The sequence below is a fragment of the Ruegeria sp. HKCCA4008 genome (genome assembly GCF_013033125.1).
GTDB lineage: Bacteria > Pseudomonadota > Alphaproteobacteria > Rhodobacterales > Rhodobacteraceae > Ruegeria.
This window is the reverse complement of the sequence record NZ_WQDM01000003.1, coordinates 344,792-366,345: the sequence shown is the minus strand read 5'-3', so window position 1 is coordinate 366,345 and position 21,554 is coordinate 344,792. Positions and strand designations below refer to the sequence as shown.

Genomic DNA, 21,554 nt, shown 5'->3' with positions numbered 1-21,554 from the left:
AGCGAAGCCAAGCAAAGAACTGGAGCGAGCAGAATGGCCGAGGACGCCAAAACCGGAAATCCCGTCTGGGAGACGATCAAGACCATCGTCTACGCGCTGTTGATTGCCGGCGTGTTCCGCACCCTCTTCTTTCAACCGTTCTGGATCCCCTCGGGCTCGATGAAGCAGACGCTGCTGATCGGCGATTTCCTCTTCGTCAACAAGATGGCCTATGGCTATTCCTACGCATCCTGCCCCAGCCTGATCATCCCAAGCGTCGGCCTGAACGTGGATGCCGAAGATATCTGTGGCTGGATGCAGGGTGAAGACAATACCCGTATCTGGGGCGGTGATCCCGAACGTGGCGATGTCATCGTCTTTCGCCATCCGGTCACCGGACGTGATTATATCAAGCGCCTGATTGGGTTGCCGGGCGACCGGATCCAGGTCCGCAATGGCCAGATCATCCTCAATGGCACTCCGGTTCCTCAGCAGCCCGACGGCGTGTTTACCGAAATTGCCGAACCGCAAGGCCCGCAGCGCCTGCGCCCCCGCTGTGAAAACGGCCCTGTTGGAATAGGCGGCACCTGTGAAAAGTCGCGCCTGATCGAAACCCTGCCCAACGGTGTGTCCTATGACGTGCTGAATATCGGCAACCAGGCATCGGACAATACCGGCATCTATACCGTGCCCGAGGGCCATTATTTCTTCATGGGTGACAACCGTGACAATTCCAGCGACAGCCGTCTGCCGCAATCTGCCGGTGGTGTCGGATACGTGCCTTACGAAAACCTGATCGGTCGTGCCGACCGGATCATGTTCTCGTCCGCGGGCCGTTCGATGCTGTTCTTCTGGACATGGCGCGGTGATCGGTTCTTCAAGGCGGTCAATTGAAGCTCTCGGCTGAAATAAAGGCGTTCCAGCGGCGATTGGGGTATGAGTTCAAGAACCCCGAACTGCTGGTGCGCGCGCTGACCCATGGCTCGGTGTCTTCGTCCACCCGACCTGACAATCAGCGGCTGGAGTTTTTGGGAGACCGCGTTCTGGGCCTGGTCATGGCCACTGCGCTGCTTGAGGCCGACAAAAAGGCGTCCGAAGGTCAGTTGGCCCCACGGTTCAATGCACTGGTCCGCAAAGAGGCCTGCGCCGATGTAGCCCGCCAGATTGATCTGGGCGCGGTGCTGAAGCTCGGCCGGTCCGAAATGCTGTCCGGTGGCCGTCGCAAGCAAGCGCTGCTGGGCGACGCGATGGAGGCCGTGATCGCCGCCATCTATCGCGATGCCGGGTTCGAGGCTGCCCGCGATGTCATCCTGGCGCTTTGGGGGGACCGCATCCACAAGGTCGAGGCAGATGCGCGTGACGCCAAGACCTCTTTGCAGGAATGGGCGCAGGCGCGTGGGCAAAAGCCTCCCTCATACGTCGAGGTTAAACGCAGTGGCCCGGACCACGCCCCGATCTTCACCATTGCGGCCCGTCTTCAGGACGGCACCGAGGCGCAGGCCACCGCGGGATCCAAACGTCAGGCCGAACAGGCGGCGGCGAAAGCTCTGCTGGAACAGCTCAGCCCGGCCGGGTCTTCCTAGGTACATGCGGCTCAGACCAGCCCGGAAATCGGACGCCGCCAGCCTGGCGGCGCTGTCGATCGAAGTCTGGATCAGCACCTATCTGCGCCATGGCGTGAGCGCCTTCTTCGCCGAGTTCGCACTGTCCGAGTTCACCGCTGCACGGTTCGAAGCGCTGCTTGAAGAAGGCAAGGACCTTCTGATTGTTTCGGAAAACCGCGATGGCATAGATGGGTACATTCGGTTGGCAGAGGGCCGTCCCGCCCCGATCGACGGGCTGTCCGATCTTGAGATCGTGACCTTTTACGTGCAGCCGCGTCACCACGGAAAGGGCATCGGGTCAGCTTTGTTGCAGGTGGCCATCGACCATTGCCGCAACAAAGGCCGCACCGAAATTTGGCTGACGACCAATTCCGAAAACGCTCCGGCCATCGATTTCTACCTGTCCAAAGGTTTCCGTCAGGTCGGCGTCACGGATTTCCGTATCGCGAACCAAGTCTATCCGAACCACGTTCTAGCGTTGAACCTGCCACCACTGGGCTAGCGTCAAATCACCCGGATGAACCCGGTCAGCCCGGTTTTCTGGTGTTCGATCACGTGGCAATGAAACGCCCAGTCGCCGGGATTGTCCGCGACCAGCGCGATGTCGACGGTCTCGTCTTTCAGCAAAAGCATGGTATCAGACAGCAACGGTGGCAGTTTGCGCAGGTTCGACGTTAGCGGAACGAAGGCCAGCCCGTGCAGGTGGATCGGGTGCAGATTGGGCGATTCATTGCGCAGTCGCAGAACATAGCTCTTGCCCCGTTGCAGAACGGCCAGCGGCCCGGTTCCCTGCGCCGCATCGCCCGGCCAGGGCGTGCGGTTGATCGACCAGAAACTATAGCCCAAAGACCCGCAGAACCCGTCATTCGGGGCGCCGCCTTCCGGAGTCCAGCCGAACACGAACTTATGCAACTCGGCCTGATCAAGATCGGGGCGCGGGACAGGGTTTGCCCGCAACGGGCGCAGCTCTCGCAGGTCTCGCGCGATGGAGTGTCCCGTGGCTCGCAACCGGACCATGGCGCGGTGTTTCTGCCCGGGAAACTTTGCCAACAGCAGGGCTGATTGCCCTTCGTCGTCCGGCATCCGAACGGCCAAATCCACCCGTTGACCCGGGGCCAGCAAGAGCGGTTCGTCCGCCGTTGGCACCGGCAGATCGATCTCGACCGGATGTCCGTCCCATGCGATGATACGGGTCTCGGCCCCTTCGGGATGCAAGTTGTAGATACGGGTCGTGTCCGTGTTGACCACCCGTACGCGCACCAGGCTGCCTGCGGCGTGGTCATATACTGCCTCGCTCTGCCAATTGGCGGTCTGCACGTTGCCGAACGTGCCGGCCCGCGCCGCGCCGCGGGCGGTATAGGCCGGCAGAAACGCATCGTCTTCGTCCAGCCGGAAATCCCGCAGATTGATCACCTGTTCGCTGTCGAATCCCGGGTCTTCCGGTTCGGCAATCACCATCACACCGGTCAGCCCACGGGCCATCTGGTCCATCGTCATGCAATGGGGATGATACCAATACGTGCCCGCATCCGGCGGCGTGAGTTCATAGGTAAAGCTGTCGTTTTCGCCGATGGGCATCTGGGTCAGATAGGGCACACCGTCCATTTCGTTGCGGATGCGCAGCCCGTGCCAATGCATCGCAGTATAATCGGGCAGGGTATTGCGCACCGTCAAACGCAGTGTTTCGCCCTGGCGCCCGTAAAGAACCGGCGGCGGCGCATCCGGTGACAGGCTGACCATCCCCGTGGTCCGCTGACCGCGCAACCGATAGCTGGCAGGTTGTACCACCAGTTCCTGAACGGGATCGCTGGCCGCCAGAGACAACCCTCCCAAACCCAAAGCACCGGCAGCGGCGCTGCTTCCAAGAAGAAACTCGCGACGTTTCATGAAAACCTCACTGAACGGATCTGATGCCGGGCTGGGATTGGCTGGGCGTCCGCGTCCATCTGACACCTCAAACGCAAGGCCGCAATGCGACAAATCCCTCTGGTCCGCCGGACCTTTCTGCTATAGGGGTGCGCACCTGCAAACAGGATCGCCAGACTCATGACCACACGCGCCGGATTTATCGCCCTGATCGGAGAGCCCAATGCGGGCAAGTCCACCCTGCTGAACCGCATGGTCGGGGCCAAGGTGTCGATCGTGACGCATAAGGTGCAGACCACCCGCGCGCGTATCCGCGGCGTGGCGATGGAGGGCGACGCGCAGCTGGTTTTCGTCGACACGCCCGGCCTGTTCAAACCCCGCCGCCGCCTGGATCGCGCCATGGTCGCCGCCGCATGGGGCGGGGCTGCGGATGCCGACATCGTTGTGCTTATGGTCGAGGCGCATCGTGGCATCACTGAAGGTGTCGAGCGCATCCTCGAAGGTCTGGAAGAGATCGGGCAAGGCCGCACGATCGCGTTGGCGATCAACAAGATCGACAAGGTGCCGTCCGAGAAGCTGCTGGCGCTGACCAGTGACCTGAACGCGCGTTACCCGTTTGCCGAAACCTTCATGATCTCTGCTGAAAAGGGACACGGCGTCGAGGACCTGCGCAAATGGCTGGCCTCGGAACTGCCCGAAGGCCCGTGGTTGTATCCCGAAGACCAGATCGCCGATCTGCCCCTGCGCATGATCGCCGCGGAAATGACGCGCGAGAAGCTGACCCTGCGCCTGCATCAGGAATTGCCCTATCAACTGACCGTCGAGACCGAAAACTGGGAAGAGCGCACAGACGGCTCTGCCAAGATCGATCAGGTCATCTATGTCATGCGCGACGGCCACAAAGGCATCGTGCTGGGCAAAAAGGGTGAGACGATCAAAGCCGTCAGCCAGGCCGCGCGCGCCGAGCTGGAAGAGTTCCTCGACCGCAGGATCCACCTGTTCCTGCAAGTGAAGGTCCGGCCCAATTGGCTGGAAGAATCCGAGCGGTATTCGGAAATGGGGCTGGATTTCAAAGACGGAAACGCATGACGCGGCTGACGGCGGAATTCTGGGTTCACGCCTATCTGGCGCGGCTGCGATTTCAGGATATCCCGGCCTATGTGGTGGCCCATGGCGATGACACCGCAGGCGCAGTTCTGGTCAAGCTGAACACACTGGACGGGCGGGCCGTTGCCTTTCAACGCAGCTTTGATCTGGTGAGTGGCGAACGGAAATGGGTCGAACTCTCGTCCGGCCTTGAAGGTGACGTGGACCAGGCCATTCAGCGCCAACGCAGCTTTGACCCCGACCTCTGGGTGATCGAGGTCGAAGACCGGCAGGGGCGGCACCTGCTGGGCGAAGAAGGGCTGGAGTGACCAGTACTGAAGGGTCTTTGACGCAGAGACCAAAATGACTATTTTACCCCGGCAATTATACTGGCAGGGCTGGCTTGCCCTGTGGACAGGCGCAACCAAGAGGTGCTTTCGTGGCTGAAACGCTTGCTGAGAAACTGGAAAAATCGGAACTCGGCCACTGGATGCAGCGGTTCGAAAGCTTCATGGTCTTTGTCGGGGTTGTCGGTCCTTTTGCCACGCTTCCGCAACTGGTCAAGCTCTACTTTACCCATTCAGAACACGCTACTGGTCAGTCGCTTCTGTCCTGGTCGCTTTATGCCGGGCTGTCCTTCCTGTGGTTTGCATATGGTCTGGTGGTGGGCAAGTTGCCCATCTATGTGGGCAACGGTATCTCGATGGTGCTGAACCTGCTGATGGTCATAGGAATTCTGGTTCATGCGGGTGTGACGTTCTGAACTTCACGCTGGCTTGGGTCTTTCTTGTTCGCGGTCGCAGACGATGCTCGGGTCCATCAATCCGCGTCGCCAAAATAGACAAAGCTCATCTTGTTCCCGTCAGGGTCGCGTGCGTAGGCACCAAAAAAGTTCGGGCCATATTGGGGGCGGTCCCCCGGATCACCTTCGTTTGTTCCGCCATTTGCAAGCGCGGTCGCGTGCGCATCACGCACTTCCTCTGTGCTTTGGCACAACAGGCCAACCATGTTTCCGTTGCCGATCGTCGCGTCTTTTTTGTCGAACGGTGTCGCGACCCATATGCATCCGCCGCCGCGCAGCTCATAGCATACAGCATGCGGCATATACTCGGCGACGACCTTTCCGCCGATCCGGGGCAAAACCGCGTCGTAATAGCTGCGTGCCTTGGCAACGTCGTTGGAACCGATCATGACGTAATTAAGAGACATTTTGGGAATCCCATTTTAGAACATAAGTAGAACATTATGGCCTGAACGGGATTTAAGCAACGCTTTCTTTTGCACGCATCTGGCGGTGCCCCGGACGGCAGACGGGGGTTCCATCGGGCCAAGGGGCAGCAGGCGCGTTCTGCCGGGGCGCATAGGTGGTCTGAAGACTGGCGGCGGGTTCATGTTGAGGCACAACGGAATCCACCGTGGTCAGGTCTGGTCGCTATATCGTGCCGGACCGTTGCAATGAAATGCCGATACTCTGCACTTCAGTCTATGCATGTCTTGGGATCACGCGCCATGTCCGCCGTTCCACCCGTCTTCGTACTCGCCCAACACCCTGGACAGGTGCAGCAGAGACGCAGAAAAGCGTGCGTAGACATCCCTCGACAACATCGGCTTGTTGTCATCCAGCACCTGCACAAGTTCGACGACGGTCGACGCAAATGTCTCATAGACCTGCATGTCGGCCGCCGTTGGGTCCGGTGTCCAGATTTCGCGTTCGTCGTAATATGTGGCGGGTTTCGGTTCGTCATCGATCATGGTACGGCCCCTTCTGTTGATGCGCAGTTGGGGGTCGAAAAAACGCGTACAAGCCGGGTGGCGCGAAGTCACAAAACTATGGCGGCTTCGGAAATGAACGCGCGCTGAAAAGGGGTTGAAGCACTTCCGCTCTTGCGTGCAAACGTCGCTTGGGATTTTCTGCGAACCAACCAAAGCAGCAACAGGGTCAGGTTTTGGACTGGCGCGATCATGGAATACTCCTGACATTACGCCGCCATGGTGAAACAGCGGCGATCATCGAGGTCTTTACCGAAGGCCACGGGCGTCACGCCGGTGTGGTGCGTGGCGGGACCAGCCGCAAGATCGCGCCGATCCTGCAACCTGGGGCGCAACTGGACGTGCTGTGGCGCGCGCGGCTGGAAGAACATATCGGCACCTTTCAGGTCGAACCCCTGCGGTCCCGCGCGGCAGCCGCGTTTTCAGGGCGGCTAGCACTGTCCGGGCTGAACGCGGTCGTTTCGCTGTTGTCCTTTTGTCTGCCCGAACGGGAACCACACCCCGCGCTTTATTCCCGGACGGAACAGTTGATGGATCTGTTGGGGCAAGATGAAGTCTGGCCTCTGGCCTATCTGCGATGGGAGCTCGCGTTGCTTGACGAGCTTGGCTTTGGCCTTGATCTGACAGCCTGCGCCGTGACCGGTGTGACCGAAGGATTGATCTATGTATCCCCCAAAACAGGCCGGTCCGTCAGCGCCAATGGCGCCGGGGAATGGGCGGACAAGCTGTTGCCGCTGCCGCCTTGTCTGCGAGGTGAAGGCACTGCGCCCGATGCCGAGGTCGCAGAGGCCCTGCGCACGACCGGATATTTTCTGGAGCACCGCGTTGCTCCGTCTTTGGGGCATAATTCGCTGCCCGAAGCGCGGGCCCGGTTCGTGGATCAGGTCACTCGGCGGCTGTGAACACCATCTCGTGCCCGTCCTCATTGCGCAGGATCAGCACATTGCCTGACACCTCGGATTGGGTCATGGCCATGAGGGCGGCAAAGTAGAACCCTTCCGCTTCGAGCCCCGCGCAGGCGGCGCGCGTCGCGTTGAGGTTCTGAACCTCGAACCACGGGTAGGGCGCGTTGAGTGTTCCGTCATAGCTGTTGCACGGAGCGTTCCCGGCAATCCTGCCTTCTTCGGGAAACCGCAGCAGAGCGCTCTCCTCATAGGGCTGACCATCGATCTCCCTCAGCACCCAAGTCTGGTCCGCCGCACCATAGGCGGCGACGGTTTCGTCCTTGTTGCATTGGAACAGTGCCAACAAGGGCAGGGTCAGGATCAGGCGAGTCATGGCTGGGTCTTAGCGCATAGAGGATGTCGTTGGAACCGGATCAGTAGGTAGGAGACCCGTTCAGCAGTTGCGCACGCACTTCCTGCCGGGGTTTCCAGTTATAGCGCGTATCTTCACGCACCGGCGCCCAGAACAACGCGCCACTGTTGCGCCAGGGATCAAGGATGATGCCGTCATACATCGAATCCCCCTTGGCGCTGATCAATGCCGAATGGTGGATGATGCGAAAAGACGTCGGCGGCGACGTGGCCCAGTGCAGATCCAATGTTCGGAAGTTTTCCTGCCGCAGCCGCTTGGTCATGGCTTCTGCCCAATCGTTGCACAGCCCCTTTTCGCGGAACCCGTTGATGACCTTGGCGTTGTGGATGATGGCGGGGTCGGTGACATTCCAATCCCGCGCCAACTGCTGCGAGTAGGAATAGGCGATGGTGGCCGCCCTCTGAGCCTCAGCCGGATCGACATCCGGCCCGAGCATTCGGATCGACCGGGCAAGCGCTTCGACATCGCTCTGATCGGCTGTTGGCGCAGGGGTGGTGCAGCCCGCAAGAACGAGCACAGCCAGAGTGGCGCAAAGTGCAAAGAAGGATCGGGTCATGCGATGTACCAGGTGCTGATCGGGTTTCGGTCGGGTCAATCTGACGCTCTAACGGCGAATGGGCCGGGATCAAAGGGGAAGTTTGGATTGCTGCGGACACGGTTCGCCGTTGCCCTGCCGGTCAGAGATGCAGAAATGGTGAGTACAAAACGGAAGGTCTGCGGGTAGAAGGCGTACAAAACCACATAAAATCAAGAAAAAGACCCGGCGCAATGGCCGGGTCAGTTGGGGAAACGGGCGCCGGTTCCGGTCACCCGAGCAGACGTCGTGCGATGACCTGTGCCTGAATCTCGGCCGCCCCTTCGAAAATGTTGAGAATGCGCGCGTCGCACAGAACGCGGCTGATCTTGTATTCCAGTGCAAAGCCGTTCCCGCCGTGGATTTGCAACCCGTTATCGGCGGCTGCCCAGGCCACACGGGCACCCAGCAGCTTGGCCATGCCCGCCTCAAGATCACAGCGTTGGCCGTGGTCTTTTTCCCACGCGCTGAAATAGGTCAGCTGGCGCGCGATCATGATCTCGACCGCCATCATTGCCAACTTGCCCGAGACACGCGGGAAGTTGATCAGCGATTTGCCGAATTGCTTGCGGTCGATGGCATATTGCATGGCGATATCCAGCGCGCTTTGCGCCACGCCGATGGCGCGCGCGGCGGTCTGGATGCGGGCACTTTCAAAGGTTTCCATCAGCTGTTTGAAACCCTTGCCTTCTTCACCGCCCAGCAGGTTTTCACCCTTGACGTGGAAGCCATCAAAGCCCAGCTCGTATTCCTTCATGCCGCGGTATCCCAGAACCTCGATCTCACCACCGGTCATGCCGGGGGTGGGGAAGGGATTGTCGTCCGTGCCCGGTGTCTTTTCCGCCAGGAACATGGACAGGCCGCGGTGATCGGTGCTGTCGGGATCGGTCCGCGCCAGCAAGGTCATGACATGGGTCCGCGCGGCGTGGGTGATCCAGGTTTTGTTGCCGGTGATCTGGTAATCACCGTTCTCGTCCTTTACGGCACGGGTGCGCAGGCTGCCAAGATCCGAGCCGGTGTTGGGTTCAGTGAAGACAGCCGTCGGCAGAATTTCGGCGCTGGCCAGTTTTGGCAGCCAGTTGGCCTTTTGCTCGTCCGTGCCGCCGGCGATGATCAACTCGGCCGCGATTTCCGAACGGGTGCCAAGCGAGCCGACGCCAATATAGCCACGCGACAGTTCTTCGGAAACGACGCACATGGATGCTTTGGACAGTCCGAAACCGCCAAACTCTTCCGGGATGGTCAGCCCGAAAACGCCCATTTCCGCCAGTTCTTCGATGATTTCCAGCGGGATCAGCTCATCCTTGAGGTGCCATTCATGGGCGTACGGTTCGACCTTTTCCTGCGCATAGCGGCGGAACTGGTCGCGGATCATTTCAAGTTCTTCGTCCAGGCCCGACGCGCCGAACATTGTGGCGCCGGCCTGATCCTGCATCAGCTCGACCAAACGGCTGCGTGCGGCTTGTGAATTCGCCTGCGCCATCAAGGTCTGTACTTCGGACGACTGAAAGCCCGACAGCGCATCCCAGCCGAGACCCATATCCTGAAGGCGCACGACCTCGCCCTGGTTCATCGGGATGCCACCAGCGACCTGATGCAGGTACTCGCCAAAGGCGATCTGGTGAAGCAACTGCTCGAGTTCGCCGAACTTGCCTTCGGCCTGAAGTGCTTCGGCCCAGCGCTGCATCTGTCGCAGCGACTGATTATACGTGGCCAGCCATGCCAGTCCATGCGCGGCGGTCTGGTTTGCCTCGATCAAAGCACCAGAGATACGGCCATCCGCCGAGACCATGCTGCGCACGGATTCGCGGGCTTTTTCAAAAACGGCTGCTACCGCGGGTACGGCAGCCCGGGTCAAGTTCAGAAGATCGGGCAAAACTGCAGCAGTTGTCATCTCGGTCATATCCTGTCCGTCGTGGGCCATAAATCGCGTCCTTTCCTCGGTCGTCTGGTCATATCATGCTGCACGTGCAGCGCAACAAAAATACTTATTACGCTGCGAAAAAGTTCAAATATTACTCCAACATTTTTGCAATGCAGAAGAAAATCCAGATGATATCTAGGGGACATGACCCTGTTTTCCATTCTTTCCCCGCAGGAACTGCTGATGGCCATGGCAATCGCGTTTGCCTCTGGATGGGTCAAAGGCATGGTTGGTTTCGCAATGCCCATGATTTTGGTATCGGGGTTGAATTCATTCCTGCCGCCGGATCTGGCCTTGGCGGGACTTATCCTGCCCACGCTGGTGACCAATGGGCAGCAGGCCCTTCGCGGTGGCCGTGTCGCCGCGGTCGCCTCGATTCGGCGGTTTCGGGTTTTCCTTGTTGTCGGCGGTCTTCTTCTGCTGCTGAGCGCGCAGTTGGTCGCTTTGATCCCGGGGTCTGTCTTTCTGGTTCTGATGGGCGGTTTCGTGTCGGTTTTTGCGCTGTTGCAGGTTCTTGGGTTCAGGATGACGCTGAGCCAACCGTCGACCGCAGTCGAGGCCGTGGTAGGTGGCGTGGCGGGGTTTGTCGGCGGCATGTCAGGAGTTTGGGGGCCTCCGACAGTCGCCTATCTGACGGCGCTGAACACCCCCAAGACCGAACAGATCCGAATTCAGGGCGTTATCTATGGTTTGGGGGCGGTTTTGCTGCTGGCCGCACATCTTGGCTCAGGCATCCTGCATGCAGAAACACTTCAGTTTTCCACAGTTCTGATCGTTCCGGCCGTGGCCGGGATGTGGATCGGCATGAAATTGCAGGACCGTATTGATCAGGCAAGCTTTCGCAAAGCGACCTTGTTGGTATTGCTGATTGCGGGCCTGAATCTGCTGCGACGCGGATTGGTGGGGTAACACGTCAACTCGGCCGCTTGTCGGCGAGCCGAAAAGCAAAATACAGGCCCAGCATCAGGAAGAACAGACCCGAGATATCGCCGATCAGGAATGCGATATATTCCACCGTCGCGCTGCCAAAAGCCAGATTGGTCAATCCGGAGACAAGGAAGGATGTCACGATTCCGACGCCCATCACACATATCCAACAGGGTTTGCGATCAGGACGGGGAAACAGATCCCACCCGATTGCTTTGAGAAGATAGAAAACGGTCGGGACCGTCAGAACCGCAATCGCCATGGCCATCAGGCGGCTGGGCAGGAACACATCCGTTCCACCCAAATAGGCAAAAACGATGAACACGCCGGGCAATAATGCGAAAACGGCGCGCCACCCCAACAGCCAGGCTGTCAGAACCCGCACGCCATGCGGCAGAAACAACAGGCTCGCGCGGCTTGGGTATTCCGGGAAAAACACGTTCTGCAACGGCATCAGGACGGCGAATGTAAGGAACGACGCCAGCACATAGGCCAAAGAGGCCAAAAGCGTTTCAGTAGCCCACCCGCGCAAAGTTATCACGGCTTCTTGCGCGGGTGGATCGCATCATTTGGGTGCATGAACGATGTACCGTCCCCGGTTGGCGCTGCCGCTTTGAGAAAGATAGCCTTTTTCGACCAGCGATTTCAGCGCGCGAAAGAATGTTGGGCGCGAAACACTTTGAACCAACGTGTGCTCGATCAAACCGAATGTGCGCACCTCCTGATCGGATTTGGAAAGCTCTTCGGCGGCATAGTAGATGTCGCGTTCAACCGGAGATAGTTTCTCCAAGCCTAATGTACGCTCCATGCTTTGCATCAGCTTGCGCAGTTCGGTGAGTTTCGAGATCTCAGTCATAATGTTACCTATCGTTGCCGTGCCATTTGCCGCCTAATTGCGACTGTTTGAGCCATGCTGAATGACGCGCAAGTCAGCAAGTCTCGTATTGACACTCATCCCCTCTCGCTTAGACTAGGTGACTGATTAGGTTGCTCAATCCAGCGCTGTGAGTGTGCGCACATGAGCGACCCCCAATCTAATTTCAGTCAGTGCCCGGCGCAAAAGTGCCGGGTTTTTTCGTCTTAGCGATTATCAGGGCTAGCGCAAATTGCATTTTGAAACAACGCAATTGTATGTGCTTTTTGCGACAAACAACCTTAGCGAGAAGTACAGTGGGCGAAATAAAAAAGGGGCGCTGTGGCCCCTCTTCCTGTCTTATCCAATTGCAACGGCTTTGATGTCGTCGTCGATGAAGGGCAGATACTGTTCAAAGTTTTCGGCAAACATCTGCACCAGTTTTTCGGCCTGTTTGTCGAAGGCGGCCTGATCGTCCCAGGTACGGCGCGGGTCCAGCAGAACTTCGGCAACTCCCGGCACCGAGACCGGAACGTCAAAGCCGAAATTGGCATCCTTGCGGAATTCGGCGTCGCGCAGAGACCCTTCCAGAGCGGCGGTCAGCAAGGCGCGTGTCGCGCGGATCGGCATCCGGCTGCCCACGCCATAGGCGCCGCCGGTCCAGCCGGTATTCACAAGCCAGCAGGTCGCGCCGTGCTGGGCGATCTTGTCGCGCAGCAGGTTGCCGTATTCCTCAGGACGACGCGGCATGAACGGCGCGCCGAAACAGGTCGAGAATGTTGGCTGCGGCTCGGTGATGCCACGTTCGGTCCCGGCCACTTTTGACGTGAACCCTGACAGGAAGTGATACATGGCCTGGGCCGGCGTCAGCCGCGCGATCGGAGGCAGCACGCCGAAGGCGTCGCAGGTCAGCATGATGATGTTCTTCGGGTGACCACCCAGTGCGCTTTTGGATGCGTTCGAGATATACTCGAGCGGATAGGCGCAGCGCATGTTGGCGGTCAGCGAGTCATCGTCGAAATCCAGTTCCTTGGTTTCGGGGTCGAAGACCATGTTTTCGATCACGGTTCCGAACTTCGAAGTGGTGGCGTAGATTTCCGGCTCTGCCTCGGCATTCAGGTTGATGGTCTTGGCATAGCAACCGCCTTCGAAGTTGAAGGTACCGCGATCGGACCAGCCGTGCTCGTCATCCCCGATCAGAATGCGCGAAGGATCGGCGGACAAGGTGGTCTTTCCGGTGCCGGACAGGCCAAAGAACACGGCCGTATCGACCGGGTTGCCAACAGCATGGTTGGCCGAACAATGCATCGGCATCACGCCTTTTTCAGGAAGCATGTAGTTCAACAGGGTGAAAACGGACTTCTTGTTTTCACCGGCATATTCAGTGCCGCCGATCAGGATCAGTTTGCGGTCGAAGTTCATTGCAATCACGGTCTCGCTGCGGCAACCGTGCTTTGCCGGGTCGGCCTGAAAGCTGGGGCAGTTTATGACGGTGAAATCGGCCGTGAACTCATCCAGGTCTTCACGGTCCGGGCGACGCAGCAGGTGGCGGATGAACAGGTTGTGCCACGCCAGTTCGGTAATCATTCGAACATTGATTGCGTAAGCCGGGTCCGCGCCTCCGACGAGGTCCTGCACAAAATAATCGCGGCCCTTCATGTGGGCCAGCATGTCTTCGTACAGTGCGTCAAAGCCCTCGGGGCTCATTTCGGCATTGTTTTCCCACCAAATGGTGTCGGCAACGCTGTCGGTCTTGACCACGTGTTTGTCCTTGGGCGACCGGCCGGTGAACTTTCCTGTGGTAACCAGGAACGCTCCACCATTGCCAAGTGTGCCTTCGCCGCGCTTCAGCGCCTCTTCGATCAGCGCCGGTTCCATGAAGTTGTAATAGACATTGCCCAGACCCTCGATGCCCTGATCTTCGAGGCGGAATTGCGGGTTAACCCGTCCAGATGTCATGTGTGTCTTCTCCTGTGGCGGCGCGAAGGTCGTTGGCCGTTGCGCCTTTGGGGCAGTGAGCCGGGAAAACCGGCGGCTGAGCGCGTCTTATCACGGTCGTTCATGGCATGAACAGGCGGGTTTGACGCAGTTAGCGCAACCAAGTCCGGGTTTAGCGCCATCAGAAATTCAATGTCGGAAAAGCGGGCAGATTTTTGCGGGCATCAAGGCAAATTTGCCGCAGACCTGCCGCAACAAAGGCATGATTCGCAGTTACGGATTGATTCGGCGTCTTAAAACCGCCAACAATGCCTTACAAATAAGCGAATTATTGCGCGAGTGAGCAGGAATAGGGGTGAGCCCGATGTCAAAGATTGCACTTGTGGATGACGATAGAAACATTCTGACGTCCGTATCCATGACCCTCGAAGCCGAAGGTTTCGAGGTTGAAACATATAATGATGGCCAGGCCGCGTTGGATGCGTTCAACAAGAAACTGCCGGACATGGCCGTTCTGGATATTAAGATGCCGCGGATGGACGGCATGGATCTGTTGCAACGGCTGCGTCAGAAGACGCAGATGCCGGTGATCTTCCTGACCTCGAAAGACGATGAGATCGACGAGGTACTGGGCCTGCGCATGGGCGCGGATGACTATGTAAAGAAGCCTTTTTCGCAGCGTTTACTGGTCGAACGCATTCGGGCCTTGCTGCGCCGCCAAGAGGCGACAAGCGGCGATGCGGTCGCATCCAACAGCAATGACACCAAAGTCATGGAACGCGGCGACCTGAGGATGGATCCGCTGCGCCATGCGGTCAGCTGGAAAGGCAATGATGTGTCCCTGACCGTGACCGAGTTCCTGCTGCTTCAGGCCCTGGCCCAACGTCCGGGATTCGTCAAAAGCCGCGACCAGTTGATGGATGTCGCCTATGATGATCAGGTCTATGTGGATGACCGGACGATCGACAGCCACATAAAGCGTCTGCGGAAAAAGATGCGCGCGGCTGATCCCGAGTTCTCGGCGATTGAGACCTTGTATGGTATCGGTTACCGGTACAACGAAGAATAGGCGCGGCCGCCTGCAAGAGGTAATGGGGTCTCGTGCGCGACACCGAACAAGCCAGCGAATTGCGCGACGGTGACGTCGTTCTTGGGGATGACTGGGTCATTCCCCAGGACCCCGAGTCAGCGGAGCTGAGGGAAAAGCGATCGCGGAGAAACCTGTTTTCGCTGCGTGGTTCGCCCCTGGCGCGCAAAATCATCACGTTCAACCTGATCGCTCTGGTGATCCTGGTCACCGGGTTGTTGTATCTGGACGACTCGCGAAAAGAGAAGGTTCAGCAGACCGCCCGCAATCTGCTGGGCGATGCGCAACTTGTCAGCAACGTTTTTGAAACCCAGTTGCGTCAGGGCGCACAGCAATCCGGGCAGAATGCCGGGAACCTGGACGTCAAGGATACCCTGTCTGGCCTCACCTTGCCCGAAGGGGGCGAGGTTTTTGTTTATGACGCCAGTGGCACGCTGATCGGCTGGACACGTGGTGCCCCGCAAGCCTCTGACATGCCGGTTCTTCTGCAATCCGAGGCCGAGATGCAGACCGGCAGTACGGTGATCAGCGACACGCTGAATGCCGTTTGGACGGGTTTGTCAAACCTGCTCAACTGGTCGACTGAAACCGAGGCACCGACGTTGGCGCAGCGTGTTCAGACCATTATTCCACAAGCGATTGCCGGTCAAAGTCAGGTGCAGGCGGTACAGGATGGCGCGGGTGAGACGGTCATCGTGGCTGCGGCACCAATTCTTTATCAGGATGTACCCGCCGGCGCGGTGGCGATTACCGGCCCGGCTGGTGAAATCGACGCGCTTGCCCGCCGCGAGCAGGAGCGCATTCTTCAGATGTTTGTCGTGGCGCTGCTGGTTTCCGTGGGCCTCAGCCTTGTCCTGGCCTCGACCATTGCCAACCCGCTGGCCGATCTGGCATCCGCGGCAGAGATGGGCAAAGACCGGGGCACGGGTGTCAATCCCGGGCGTATCCGCATTCCCGACCTCAGCGCCCGTCCTGATGAAATTGGACGCCTCAGCCGCGCATTGCGGGGTATGGTGACCGCGCTCTACAACCGGATCGACGCAAACGAACAGTTTGCCGCCGATGTCGCCCATGAAATCAAAAACCCGCTGGCCAGCCTGCAATCCGCCGTGGGAACGCTGCGGATGGTCAAGCGCGAGGATCAGCGCGACAAGCTGCTGGACGTGATCGAGCATGACGTACGGCGTCTGGACCGGCTGGTCAGCGACATATCAAATGCGTCGCGTCTGGATGCGGAACTGGTCAAGGAAGAAGAGCAGCCCTTTGACCTGCTCAAGCTGCTGGGCAATCTCGGCCAGTATCTGGGTGAGGATGCGCGCTCCAAGGGCATCGATTACATTACGGATCTGCCCTCTGAGCCAATTGTGATCAACGGGCTGGAAGCGCGTCTTGCGCAGGTCTTTGTCAATCTGATCACCAACGCGATTTCGTTCTGCGAAGAAAATGACGCAATTCGCGTCTGGGTCCGGCAGCGGGACAACCGCGTGCTGGTGGTTGTCGAAGACACCGGCCCGGGGATTCCCGAACAGGCGCTTACCAAAGTGTTCAAGCGATTCTACTCGCAGCGTCCGGCGGAACATTTCGGCAATAATTCTGGCCTCGGCTTGGCGATCTCCAAGCAGATTGTCGAAGCCCATGGCGGGGTGATCTGGGCTGAGAACATCCGCCCGACAGAGGCAGATATCACATCGGATCCGCTGGGTGCCCGCTTTGTCGTGGGGTTGCCCGTCTAAATCCATGCATATTGATTCGTTGTCACTCGCGAAAGATCAGGGCAGCGCCTGTATTCATGCCTCCTGCGTTTCGATTGCCGGACGCGGGCTTTTGATCATCGGTGCTTCCGGCACAGGGAAGTCCGGGCTGGCGTTGCAAATGATGGCCTTCGGCGCGAAACTGGTCGCCGATGACCGCGTCAATTTGGAGATGCGGCAGAATCGGGTGATCGCTTCGGCCGTATCGCAGATCCGCGGCTTGATCGAGGCGCGCCAAATTGGCCTGATCAAAGCCGAACCCAGTGGTCCGGTTCCGCTGGATTACGTTGTGGATCTGGATCAGCCAGAGCCCGAGCGTCTGCCCGAACCTTTGACGGTTTCCGTGCTGAGGCAAACTGTTCCCTTGCTTCGGGGCGCGGGCGTGCCCAACTTGGCTGTAGCGATGATGCAGCTTCTAGGAAATGGGCGCGTAAACCCGGAATGGCCGAATTCATGACATCGCAAAGGCGGATCGTACTTGTCACGGGGCCCTCCGGGGCAGGAAGATCCACGGCCATTCATGTGCTGGAAGATCTGGGCTTTGAAGCCATCGACAATCTGCCGATGGGTCTTTTGTCGCGCTTGCTCGACAGTGCTGACAGCGACCGTCCCATGGCTTTGGGTATAGATGCCCGCAACCGGGATTTCTCGACGATCGGTTTCATAGAATTGGCTGAAAAGCTGGGCCGCTTGGCGCAGGTCGATCTGACGGTTCTGTACCTGGATTGCAGTGATGATGTTCTGGTGCGCAGGTTTTCAGAAACCCGAAGGCGGCATCCCGTCGCCAAGAATGCCAGCCCGGAAACCGGCGTTCAGCGCGAAAAAGAGCTGCTGGCGCCGATACGAGAGATTGCGGATACGCTGATCGACACCAGCCTTCTGAACGTGCATCAGCTGCGGGAAGAGGTCGAGCACTGGTTCGCCCCGCAAGGCGGGCGGCATCTGGCGGTTTCCATCGAATCCTTTTCTTACAAACGTGGCCTTCCGCGTGGATTGGACATGGTGTTCGATTGCAGATTTCTAGCGAATCCATACTGGCGCCCGGAATTTCGCGCAGCGGATGGTCGAAACCCTGACGTTGCGCACTATGTGCAATCAGACGCTAACTACTTACCGTTTTTTGAACGTGTGCTGGACTTGCTGACCCTGTTGCTGCCGGCCTTTCGGGCCGAGGGCAAAGCGCATCTTTCCGTGGCGTTTGGGTGCACAGGGGGCCAGCACAGATCAGTTGCCCTGGCAGAGGCCGTTGCAAAGGCCCTTGCGGAAGATGGGCAGCAGGTGGCAATTAGGCATCGCGAGATGGAACGTCGGTCGTTGAATGTGAGGTCGGATTGATCGGAATTGTGATCGTTGCACATGGTGGGTTGGCTCAGGAATACCTGGCCGCCACACAACACGTGGTCGGACCACAGGCCAGCCTCGTGGCGGTCGCGATCGAGGCTGACCATGACCGGGACGAAAAACAGGCCGAAATCTGCCGTGCCGCTGACGAAGTGGACACTGGCGATGGTGTCGTTGTTGTCACCGACCTCTTTGGCGGAAGCCCCTCGAATCTCAGCCTGCGTGCCTGCGCGCCTCAGGACCGGCGTATTCTGTATGGGGCAAACCTGCCGATGCTGATCAAATTGGCCAAAAGTCGCCACTTGCCCATTGGTGATGCCGTCCGTCAGGCAATGGAGGCTGGACGGAAGTACATCAATGCGCAGAATGTGACATTGGATTAAAAACGGATTATTGAATATGACGAGCCGAAGCCTGAAAATTATCAATGAAAAGGGCCTGCATGCACGCGCCTCGGCAAAGCTGGTTGAGGTTGTAGAGGGGTTTGATGCACATGCTGAGGTGTCAAAAGACGGACTTTCTGCATCAGGCGACAGCATCATGGGCCTTTTGATGTTGGCAGCATCGCGCGGAACAACTATTGACGTCGAGACGTCCGGGCCGGATGCTGAGGCATTGGCAGAAGCTCTGGAAACGCTTGTGAACGACAAGTTCGGAGAGGGGTTCTAAGCCACCCCGCCGGGACAGGAAGAACGGGAAGACCAGGAATTGGCGGAAACGACGCACGAGACCAAGACAAACCCGGTGGTGGATGGGACCACAGATCAGGGTGAGATCTACGACCGTAGAACGCTGACCTATGCGAATTCATTCGACGATGCCTGGACAGCGACCGCCATTCGGGCCATCGAGTGGTGCACAGGCAAGCTGACCATTTTGCGCATGGTCAACAAGTTCGAAAAAAAGAACGAATACTATCGCGGCCAGCGGTTCTGGGGCGGTGCCCTCAAGACTATGGGAATCGACCTGACCACACCGCAGGAACAGATTGACCGCATTCCCAAGACCGGCCCGGTTGTCGTCGTCGCCAACCACCCGCACGGTATGGTCGATGGCATGATTCTGGCGGAACTGATCGGCCGGGTACGCAGCGATTACCGCATCCTGACCCGTTCAGTTCTGACGGGTCTGGACGAAGCGGCCACGTCATTCATGATTCCGGTTCCGTTTCCCCACGACCCCGAGGCGCAGGCCAAGATGCTGGAAATGCGCGGCAAAGCTATGGAGCATCTCAAAAACGGCGGCGTTGTGGCGCTGTTCCCATCCGGTGTTGTGATGTCCTCGGATGATTGGTTCGGGCCTGCGATCGAGCGGGAATGGAACGTGTTCACTGCCAAGATGATCCGCCGTTCCGGCGCGCGTGTGATCCCGATCTTCTTTCCGGGCTGCAATTCACGCTGGTATCAGATCGCCAACCGTGTCTCTGCAATTCTACGGCAGGGACTGTTGCTGCATGAGATCGTCCGATCCTGCAACAAACCCCAGTCGCCGGTGATCGGCGAACCGATTTCGGACCACGATATGGAGCTGCTGGAGCGCGACCCGCGCGGTTTCATGGCCTGGCTTAGAAACCACACCATGTCTTTGGGCAAGTCGGAACAGACCTGATCCGCGTCTTCATCTGGCCAAAAATATCCCGGGGGTGAGCCCGGACAAAGTCCGGGCGAGGGGGGCTGGCCCCCTTCAGCGTGTAGGTACCGGAACTTCGCCTCGGTAATCATAAAAACCGCGCTCGGTCTTGCGCCCCAGCCACCCGGCCTCGACATATTTCGTCAGGAGAGGGCAGGGACGATATTTGGTATCAGCCAACCCGTCATGCAGCACGTTCATGATCGCCAGACAGGTATCCAACCCGATGAAATCCGCCAATTCCAACGGGCCCATGGGATGATTCGCCCCAAGTTTCATGGACTGGTCGATGGATTGAACGTTCCCCACACCTTCATAGAGTGTGTAGACCGCCTCGTTGATCATGGGCATCAGGATCCGGTTCACGATAAAGGCCGGGAAGTCCTCGGCGCTGGCCGCCGTTTTGCCCAACCGATCCACCACCGCTTTGCAGGCGTTGAAGGTTTCTTCGTCCGTGGCGATGCCGCGGATCAATTCCACCAATTGCATAACAGGGACAGGGTTCATGAAATGAAAACCCATGAATCGTTCGGGCCGATCCGTGCGGCTTGCCAGACGGGTGATGGAAATCGAGGATGTATTTGACGTCAGAATCGTATGCGGCAGCAGGTGCGGTTGGAGGTCCTCGAAAATCGCCTGCTTAATCGTTTCCCGCTCGGTTGCTGCCTCGATAACCAGATCGGTTTGACCCAGTTTCGGCAGATCAAGAGTGGTCGTAATCCGTTTCAGCGCGGCCTTCATCGCCTCGTCGGTGATTTTGCCACGCGACGCCTGCCGCGCCAGGTTACCTTCGATCGTGGCAATGGCGTTTTCCAGAGCATCCTGGCTGACATCGTTCAGCAAGACGTCGTATCCCGCCAACGCCATAACATGGGCAATGCCGTTGCCCATTTGCCCCGCACCAATCACCCCGACCGATTTAACTTCCATGTTCAGCTGCCTTTGCCCTGTAGGATACCGCGACAGTATCGGCAGACCGGGGCAGGCGGCAAGAGGATCAAGGCGGTCAATTTCGCTTCAAATGCGCGCATTAGGAAAATCTCAATATCTATGACCACAAGATGGCGCCGGGTGAGAAAACGGGGGCTTGATATGAGCTTTCATCAGACAAACAGCGGTAGGGAGTCCGCCTGCCAATATGCCAATTCGAAACTTTGGTTCCGGGGTCCACCCGGCACGTTGGATCAGCCCTATGTGGCCTGTCTGGGAGGAGAGGAAACTTTCGGCAGATTCGTCGATTGCCCGTTTCCTGCCGTGCTCGAGAAGCGATTGAGAAAGCCATGCGCCAACTTCGGCAGCCTGTTTTGCGGAATCGAAGCGTTGTCCACTGATCCCGGGGTGCTGAATCTGGCCAATCAGTCAGACCTATGCGTGTTGCAAGTGCCCGATCTTCTGCGCCAATCGAACCGGTTTTACCGCGTACACCCGCGTCGCAACGATCGGTTTCTCGAACCCACCGCAGACTTGCTGGGGCTGTACCCGGATGTTGACTTCACGGAAATCCATTTTGTGCGCCATTTGTTGGAGCAGCTGAGCGCAACAGAAGACGCTCGATTCGAAGTCGTAGCGCAGGAATTGCGAGAGGTCTGGATACGCGCCACCGGGGACTTGATAGAACGGATCGAACCCGGCGTGGTTCTGCTTTGGCTGCATGTGCAGCGGCAAACCGGATCGCATGTCGACCATGTCGTGCCTGACGCCGCCATGATCGAACAGCTCCGCCCGCTCTGCGCTGATGTCGTCGAGGTTTCGGTCGCTGTATCCGCTCGATCGGATGCTCTCGAAGACGTAATGTTCGGGACGCTTCAGCAGCCAATTGCGGAACATATGATCGGCCCGTCCGCGCACCGAGAAATTGCAGAACACCTGCTGATCGCCTTGCGGAACCTGAACTGAAAAAGGCCCGCC

The 21,554-nt window shown here is 58.5% G+C and carries 27 protein-coding genes; 17 read left to right on the top strand and 10 right to left on the bottom strand.

Annotated features, from left to right (window positions below):
• Positions 1-33 precede the first annotated feature (33 nt).
• Genes lepB through GOW60_RS09890 form a run of 3 tightly spaced genes read left to right on the top strand, consistent with a single transcriptional unit; the run spans position 34 to position 2,085 of the window.
• Positions 34-873 (top strand): signal peptidase I, encoded by an 840-nt coding sequence (gene lepB / locus GOW60_RS09900; protein WP_171229134.1) that lies wholly within the window; start codon positions 34-36, stop codon positions 871-873.
• Positions 870-1,562, top strand: coding sequence for a ribonuclease III (gene rnc, locus GOW60_RS09895; protein ID WP_152457083.1), 693 nt, complete (start codon positions 870-872; stop codon positions 1,560-1,562). Before lepB ends, rnc begins: the two co-directional genes overlap by 4 nt.
• 4 nt (positions 1,563-1,566) lie before the next feature.
• A complete protein-coding gene (locus GOW60_RS09890) occupies positions 1,567-2,085 on the top strand; it encodes a GNAT family N-acetyltransferase (RefSeq protein ID WP_171229133.1) in 519 nt (172 codons plus the stop codon).
• Positions 2,086-2,087: 2 nt separating this feature from the next.
• Here GOW60_RS09890 and GOW60_RS09885 read toward each other — a convergent pair whose 3' ends face one another.
• A complete protein-coding gene (locus tag GOW60_RS09885; RefSeq protein ID WP_171229132.1) occupies positions 2,088-3,470 on the bottom strand; it encodes a multicopper oxidase family protein in 1,383 nt (460 codons plus the stop codon).
• A gap of 159 nt (positions 3,471-3,629) precedes the next feature.
• Here GOW60_RS09885 and era point away from each other — a divergent pair, with 159 nt between their 5' ends.
• The 3 genes from era to GOW60_RS09870 all read left to right on the top strand — a co-directional run bounded on the left by era (position 3,630) and on the right by GOW60_RS09870 (position 5,298).
• Positions 3,630-4,538: a GTPase Era gene (gene era, locus GOW60_RS09880; protein ID WP_171229131.1), complete on the top strand. Its 909-nt coding sequence runs from the start codon at positions 3,630-3,632 to the stop codon at positions 4,536-4,538.
• A complete protein-coding gene (locus GOW60_RS09875; RefSeq protein WP_171229130.1) occupies positions 4,535-4,864 on the top strand; it encodes a DUF1491 family protein in 330 nt (109 codons plus the stop codon). The genes era and GOW60_RS09875 overlap by 4 nt, the downstream gene beginning before the upstream one ends.
• Positions 4,865-4,974: 110 nt before the next feature.
• A complete protein-coding gene (locus GOW60_RS09870) occupies positions 4,975-5,298 on the top strand; it encodes a SemiSWEET transporter (RefSeq protein ID WP_152457088.1) in 324 nt (107 codons plus the stop codon).
• 56 nt (positions 5,299-5,354) lie between these two features.
• Here the strand turns inward: GOW60_RS09870 and GOW60_RS09865 are convergent, their stop codons facing one another.
• Both GOW60_RS09865 and GOW60_RS09860 read right to left on the bottom strand, forming a co-directional pair.
• The gene (locus tag GOW60_RS09865; protein ID WP_254443880.1) at positions 5,355-5,726 is read right to left on the bottom strand and encodes a VOC family protein; all 372 of its coding nucleotides are present in this window, start codon (positions 5,724-5,726) and stop codon (positions 5,355-5,357) included.
• Between the two features lie 309 nt (positions 5,727-6,035).
• Complete coding sequence (locus GOW60_RS09860) at positions 6,036-6,287, bottom strand: hypothetical protein (RefSeq protein WP_152457090.1); 252 nt, start codon at positions 6,285-6,287, stop codon at positions 6,036-6,038.
• A gap of 194 nt (positions 6,288-6,481) precedes the next feature.
• Between GOW60_RS09860 and recO the strand changes: the two genes are divergently transcribed.
• A complete protein-coding gene (recO, locus tag GOW60_RS09855) occupies positions 6,482-7,207 on the top strand; it encodes a DNA repair protein RecO (RefSeq protein WP_171229128.1) in 726 nt (241 codons plus the stop codon).
• Here recO and GOW60_RS09850 read toward each other — a convergent pair.
• The 3 genes from GOW60_RS09850 to GOW60_RS09840 all read right to left on the bottom strand — a co-directional run bounded on the left by GOW60_RS09850 (position 7,191) and on the right by GOW60_RS09840 (position 10,120).
• The gene (locus GOW60_RS09850; RefSeq protein WP_171229127.1) at positions 7,191-7,583 is read right to left on the bottom strand and encodes an META domain-containing protein; all 393 of its coding nucleotides are present in this window, start codon (positions 7,581-7,583) and stop codon (positions 7,191-7,193) included. The two genes, recO and GOW60_RS09850, sit on opposite strands and share 17 nt — an antisense overlap.
• 40 nt (positions 7,584-7,623) lie before the next feature.
• Positions 7,624-8,178, bottom strand: coding sequence for a hypothetical protein (locus GOW60_RS09845; RefSeq protein ID WP_171229126.1), 555 nt, complete (start codon positions 8,176-8,178; stop codon positions 7,624-7,626).
• Between the two features lie 250 nt (positions 8,179-8,428).
• Positions 8,429-10,120: an acyl-CoA dehydrogenase family protein gene (locus tag GOW60_RS09840; protein WP_171229125.1), complete on the bottom strand. Its 1,692-nt coding sequence runs from the start codon at positions 10,118-10,120 to the stop codon at positions 8,429-8,431.
• Positions 10,121-10,264: 144 nt separating this feature from the next.
• Here GOW60_RS09840 and GOW60_RS09835 point away from each other — a divergent pair, with 144 nt between their 5' ends.
• Positions 10,265-11,029, top strand: coding sequence for a sulfite exporter TauE/SafE family protein (locus GOW60_RS09835; protein ID WP_171229124.1), 765 nt, complete (start codon positions 10,265-10,267; stop codon positions 11,027-11,029).
• Positions 11,030-11,033: 4 nt separating this feature from the next.
• On the opposite strand, the gene GOW60_RS09830 is transcribed toward GOW60_RS09835, so the two are convergent.
• The 3 genes from GOW60_RS09830 to GOW60_RS09820 form a co-directional block, all read right to left on the bottom strand.
• A complete protein-coding gene (locus tag GOW60_RS09830; protein ID WP_371813344.1) occupies positions 11,034-11,588 on the bottom strand; it encodes a hypothetical protein in 555 nt (184 codons plus the stop codon).
• A 24-nt stretch (positions 11,589-11,612) separates the two neighbouring features.
• Entirely contained in the window at positions 11,613-11,903 is a 291-nt protein-coding gene (locus GOW60_RS09825; protein WP_152457096.1) for a hypothetical protein, read from the bottom strand.
• A 357-nt stretch (positions 11,904-12,260) separates the two neighbouring features.
• The gene (locus tag GOW60_RS09820) at positions 12,261-13,859 is read right to left on the bottom strand and encodes a phosphoenolpyruvate carboxykinase (RefSeq protein WP_171205751.1); all 1,599 of its coding nucleotides are present in this window, start codon (positions 13,857-13,859) and stop codon (positions 12,261-12,263) included.
• Between GOW60_RS09820 and GOW60_RS09815 the strand changes: the two genes are divergently transcribed.
• Genes GOW60_RS09815 through GOW60_RS09780 form a run of 8 tightly spaced genes read left to right on the top strand, consistent with a single transcriptional unit; the run spans position 13,858 to position 19,625 of the window.
• Positions 13,858-14,181, top strand: a complete 324-nt coding sequence (locus GOW60_RS09815; RefSeq protein WP_171229123.1) for a hypothetical protein — start codon at positions 13,858-13,860, stop codon at positions 14,179-14,181. The two genes, GOW60_RS09820 and GOW60_RS09815, sit on opposite strands and share 2 nt — an antisense overlap.
• A gap of 21 nt (positions 14,182-14,202) precedes the next feature.
• Positions 14,203-14,907 (top strand): response regulator transcription factor, encoded by a 705-nt coding sequence (locus tag GOW60_RS09810; RefSeq protein WP_171169148.1) that lies wholly within the window; start codon positions 14,203-14,205, stop codon positions 14,905-14,907.
• A gap of 32 nt (positions 14,908-14,939) precedes the next feature.
• Positions 14,940-16,658, top strand: a complete 1,719-nt coding sequence (locus tag GOW60_RS09805) for a sensor histidine kinase (protein WP_152457100.1) — start codon at positions 14,940-14,942, stop codon at positions 16,656-16,658.
• A 4-nt stretch (positions 16,659-16,662) separates the two neighbouring features.
• Positions 16,663-17,133 (top strand): HPr kinase/phosphorylase, encoded by a 471-nt coding sequence (locus tag GOW60_RS09800; RefSeq protein ID WP_171229122.1) that lies wholly within the window; start codon positions 16,663-16,665, stop codon positions 17,131-17,133.
• On the top strand, positions 17,130-18,011 hold the full coding sequence (rapZ, locus tag GOW60_RS09795; protein ID WP_171120239.1) for an RNase adapter RapZ: 882 nt from the start codon (positions 17,130-17,132) through the stop codon (positions 18,009-18,011). The genes GOW60_RS09800 and rapZ overlap by 4 nt, the downstream gene beginning before the upstream one ends.
• Positions 18,008-18,400, top strand: coding sequence for a PTS sugar transporter subunit IIA (locus GOW60_RS09790; RefSeq protein ID WP_152457103.1), 393 nt, complete (start codon positions 18,008-18,010; stop codon positions 18,398-18,400). Before rapZ ends, GOW60_RS09790 begins: the two co-directional genes overlap by 4 nt.
• A 16-nt stretch (positions 18,401-18,416) precedes the next feature.
• Positions 18,417-18,686 carry an HPr family phosphocarrier protein gene (locus GOW60_RS09785; protein WP_152457104.1) on the top strand — a complete coding sequence of 90 codons (270 nt, stop codon included), beginning with the start codon at positions 18,417-18,419 and terminating at the stop codon, positions 18,684-18,686.
• A 39-nt stretch (positions 18,687-18,725) separates the two neighbouring features.
• On the top strand, positions 18,726-19,625 hold the full coding sequence (locus GOW60_RS09780) for a lysophospholipid acyltransferase family protein (protein ID WP_171229121.1): 900 nt from the start codon (positions 18,726-18,728) through the stop codon (positions 19,623-19,625).
• Positions 19,626-19,700: 75 nt separating this feature from the next.
• On the opposite strand, the gene GOW60_RS09775 is transcribed toward GOW60_RS09780, so the two are convergent.
• Complete coding sequence (locus tag GOW60_RS09775; RefSeq protein ID WP_152457106.1) at positions 19,701-20,576, bottom strand: 3-hydroxybutyryl-CoA dehydrogenase; 876 nt, start codon at positions 20,574-20,576, stop codon at positions 19,701-19,703.
• On the opposite strand from GOW60_RS09775, the gene GOW60_RS09770 reads away from it, so the two are divergent.
• Positions 20,517-21,542, top strand: a complete 1,026-nt coding sequence (locus GOW60_RS09770) for a DUF6473 family protein (protein ID WP_371813343.1) — start codon at positions 20,517-20,519, stop codon at positions 21,540-21,542. The genes GOW60_RS09775 and GOW60_RS09770 overlap by 60 nt on opposite strands.
• Positions 21,543-21,554 lie beyond the last annotated feature (12 nt).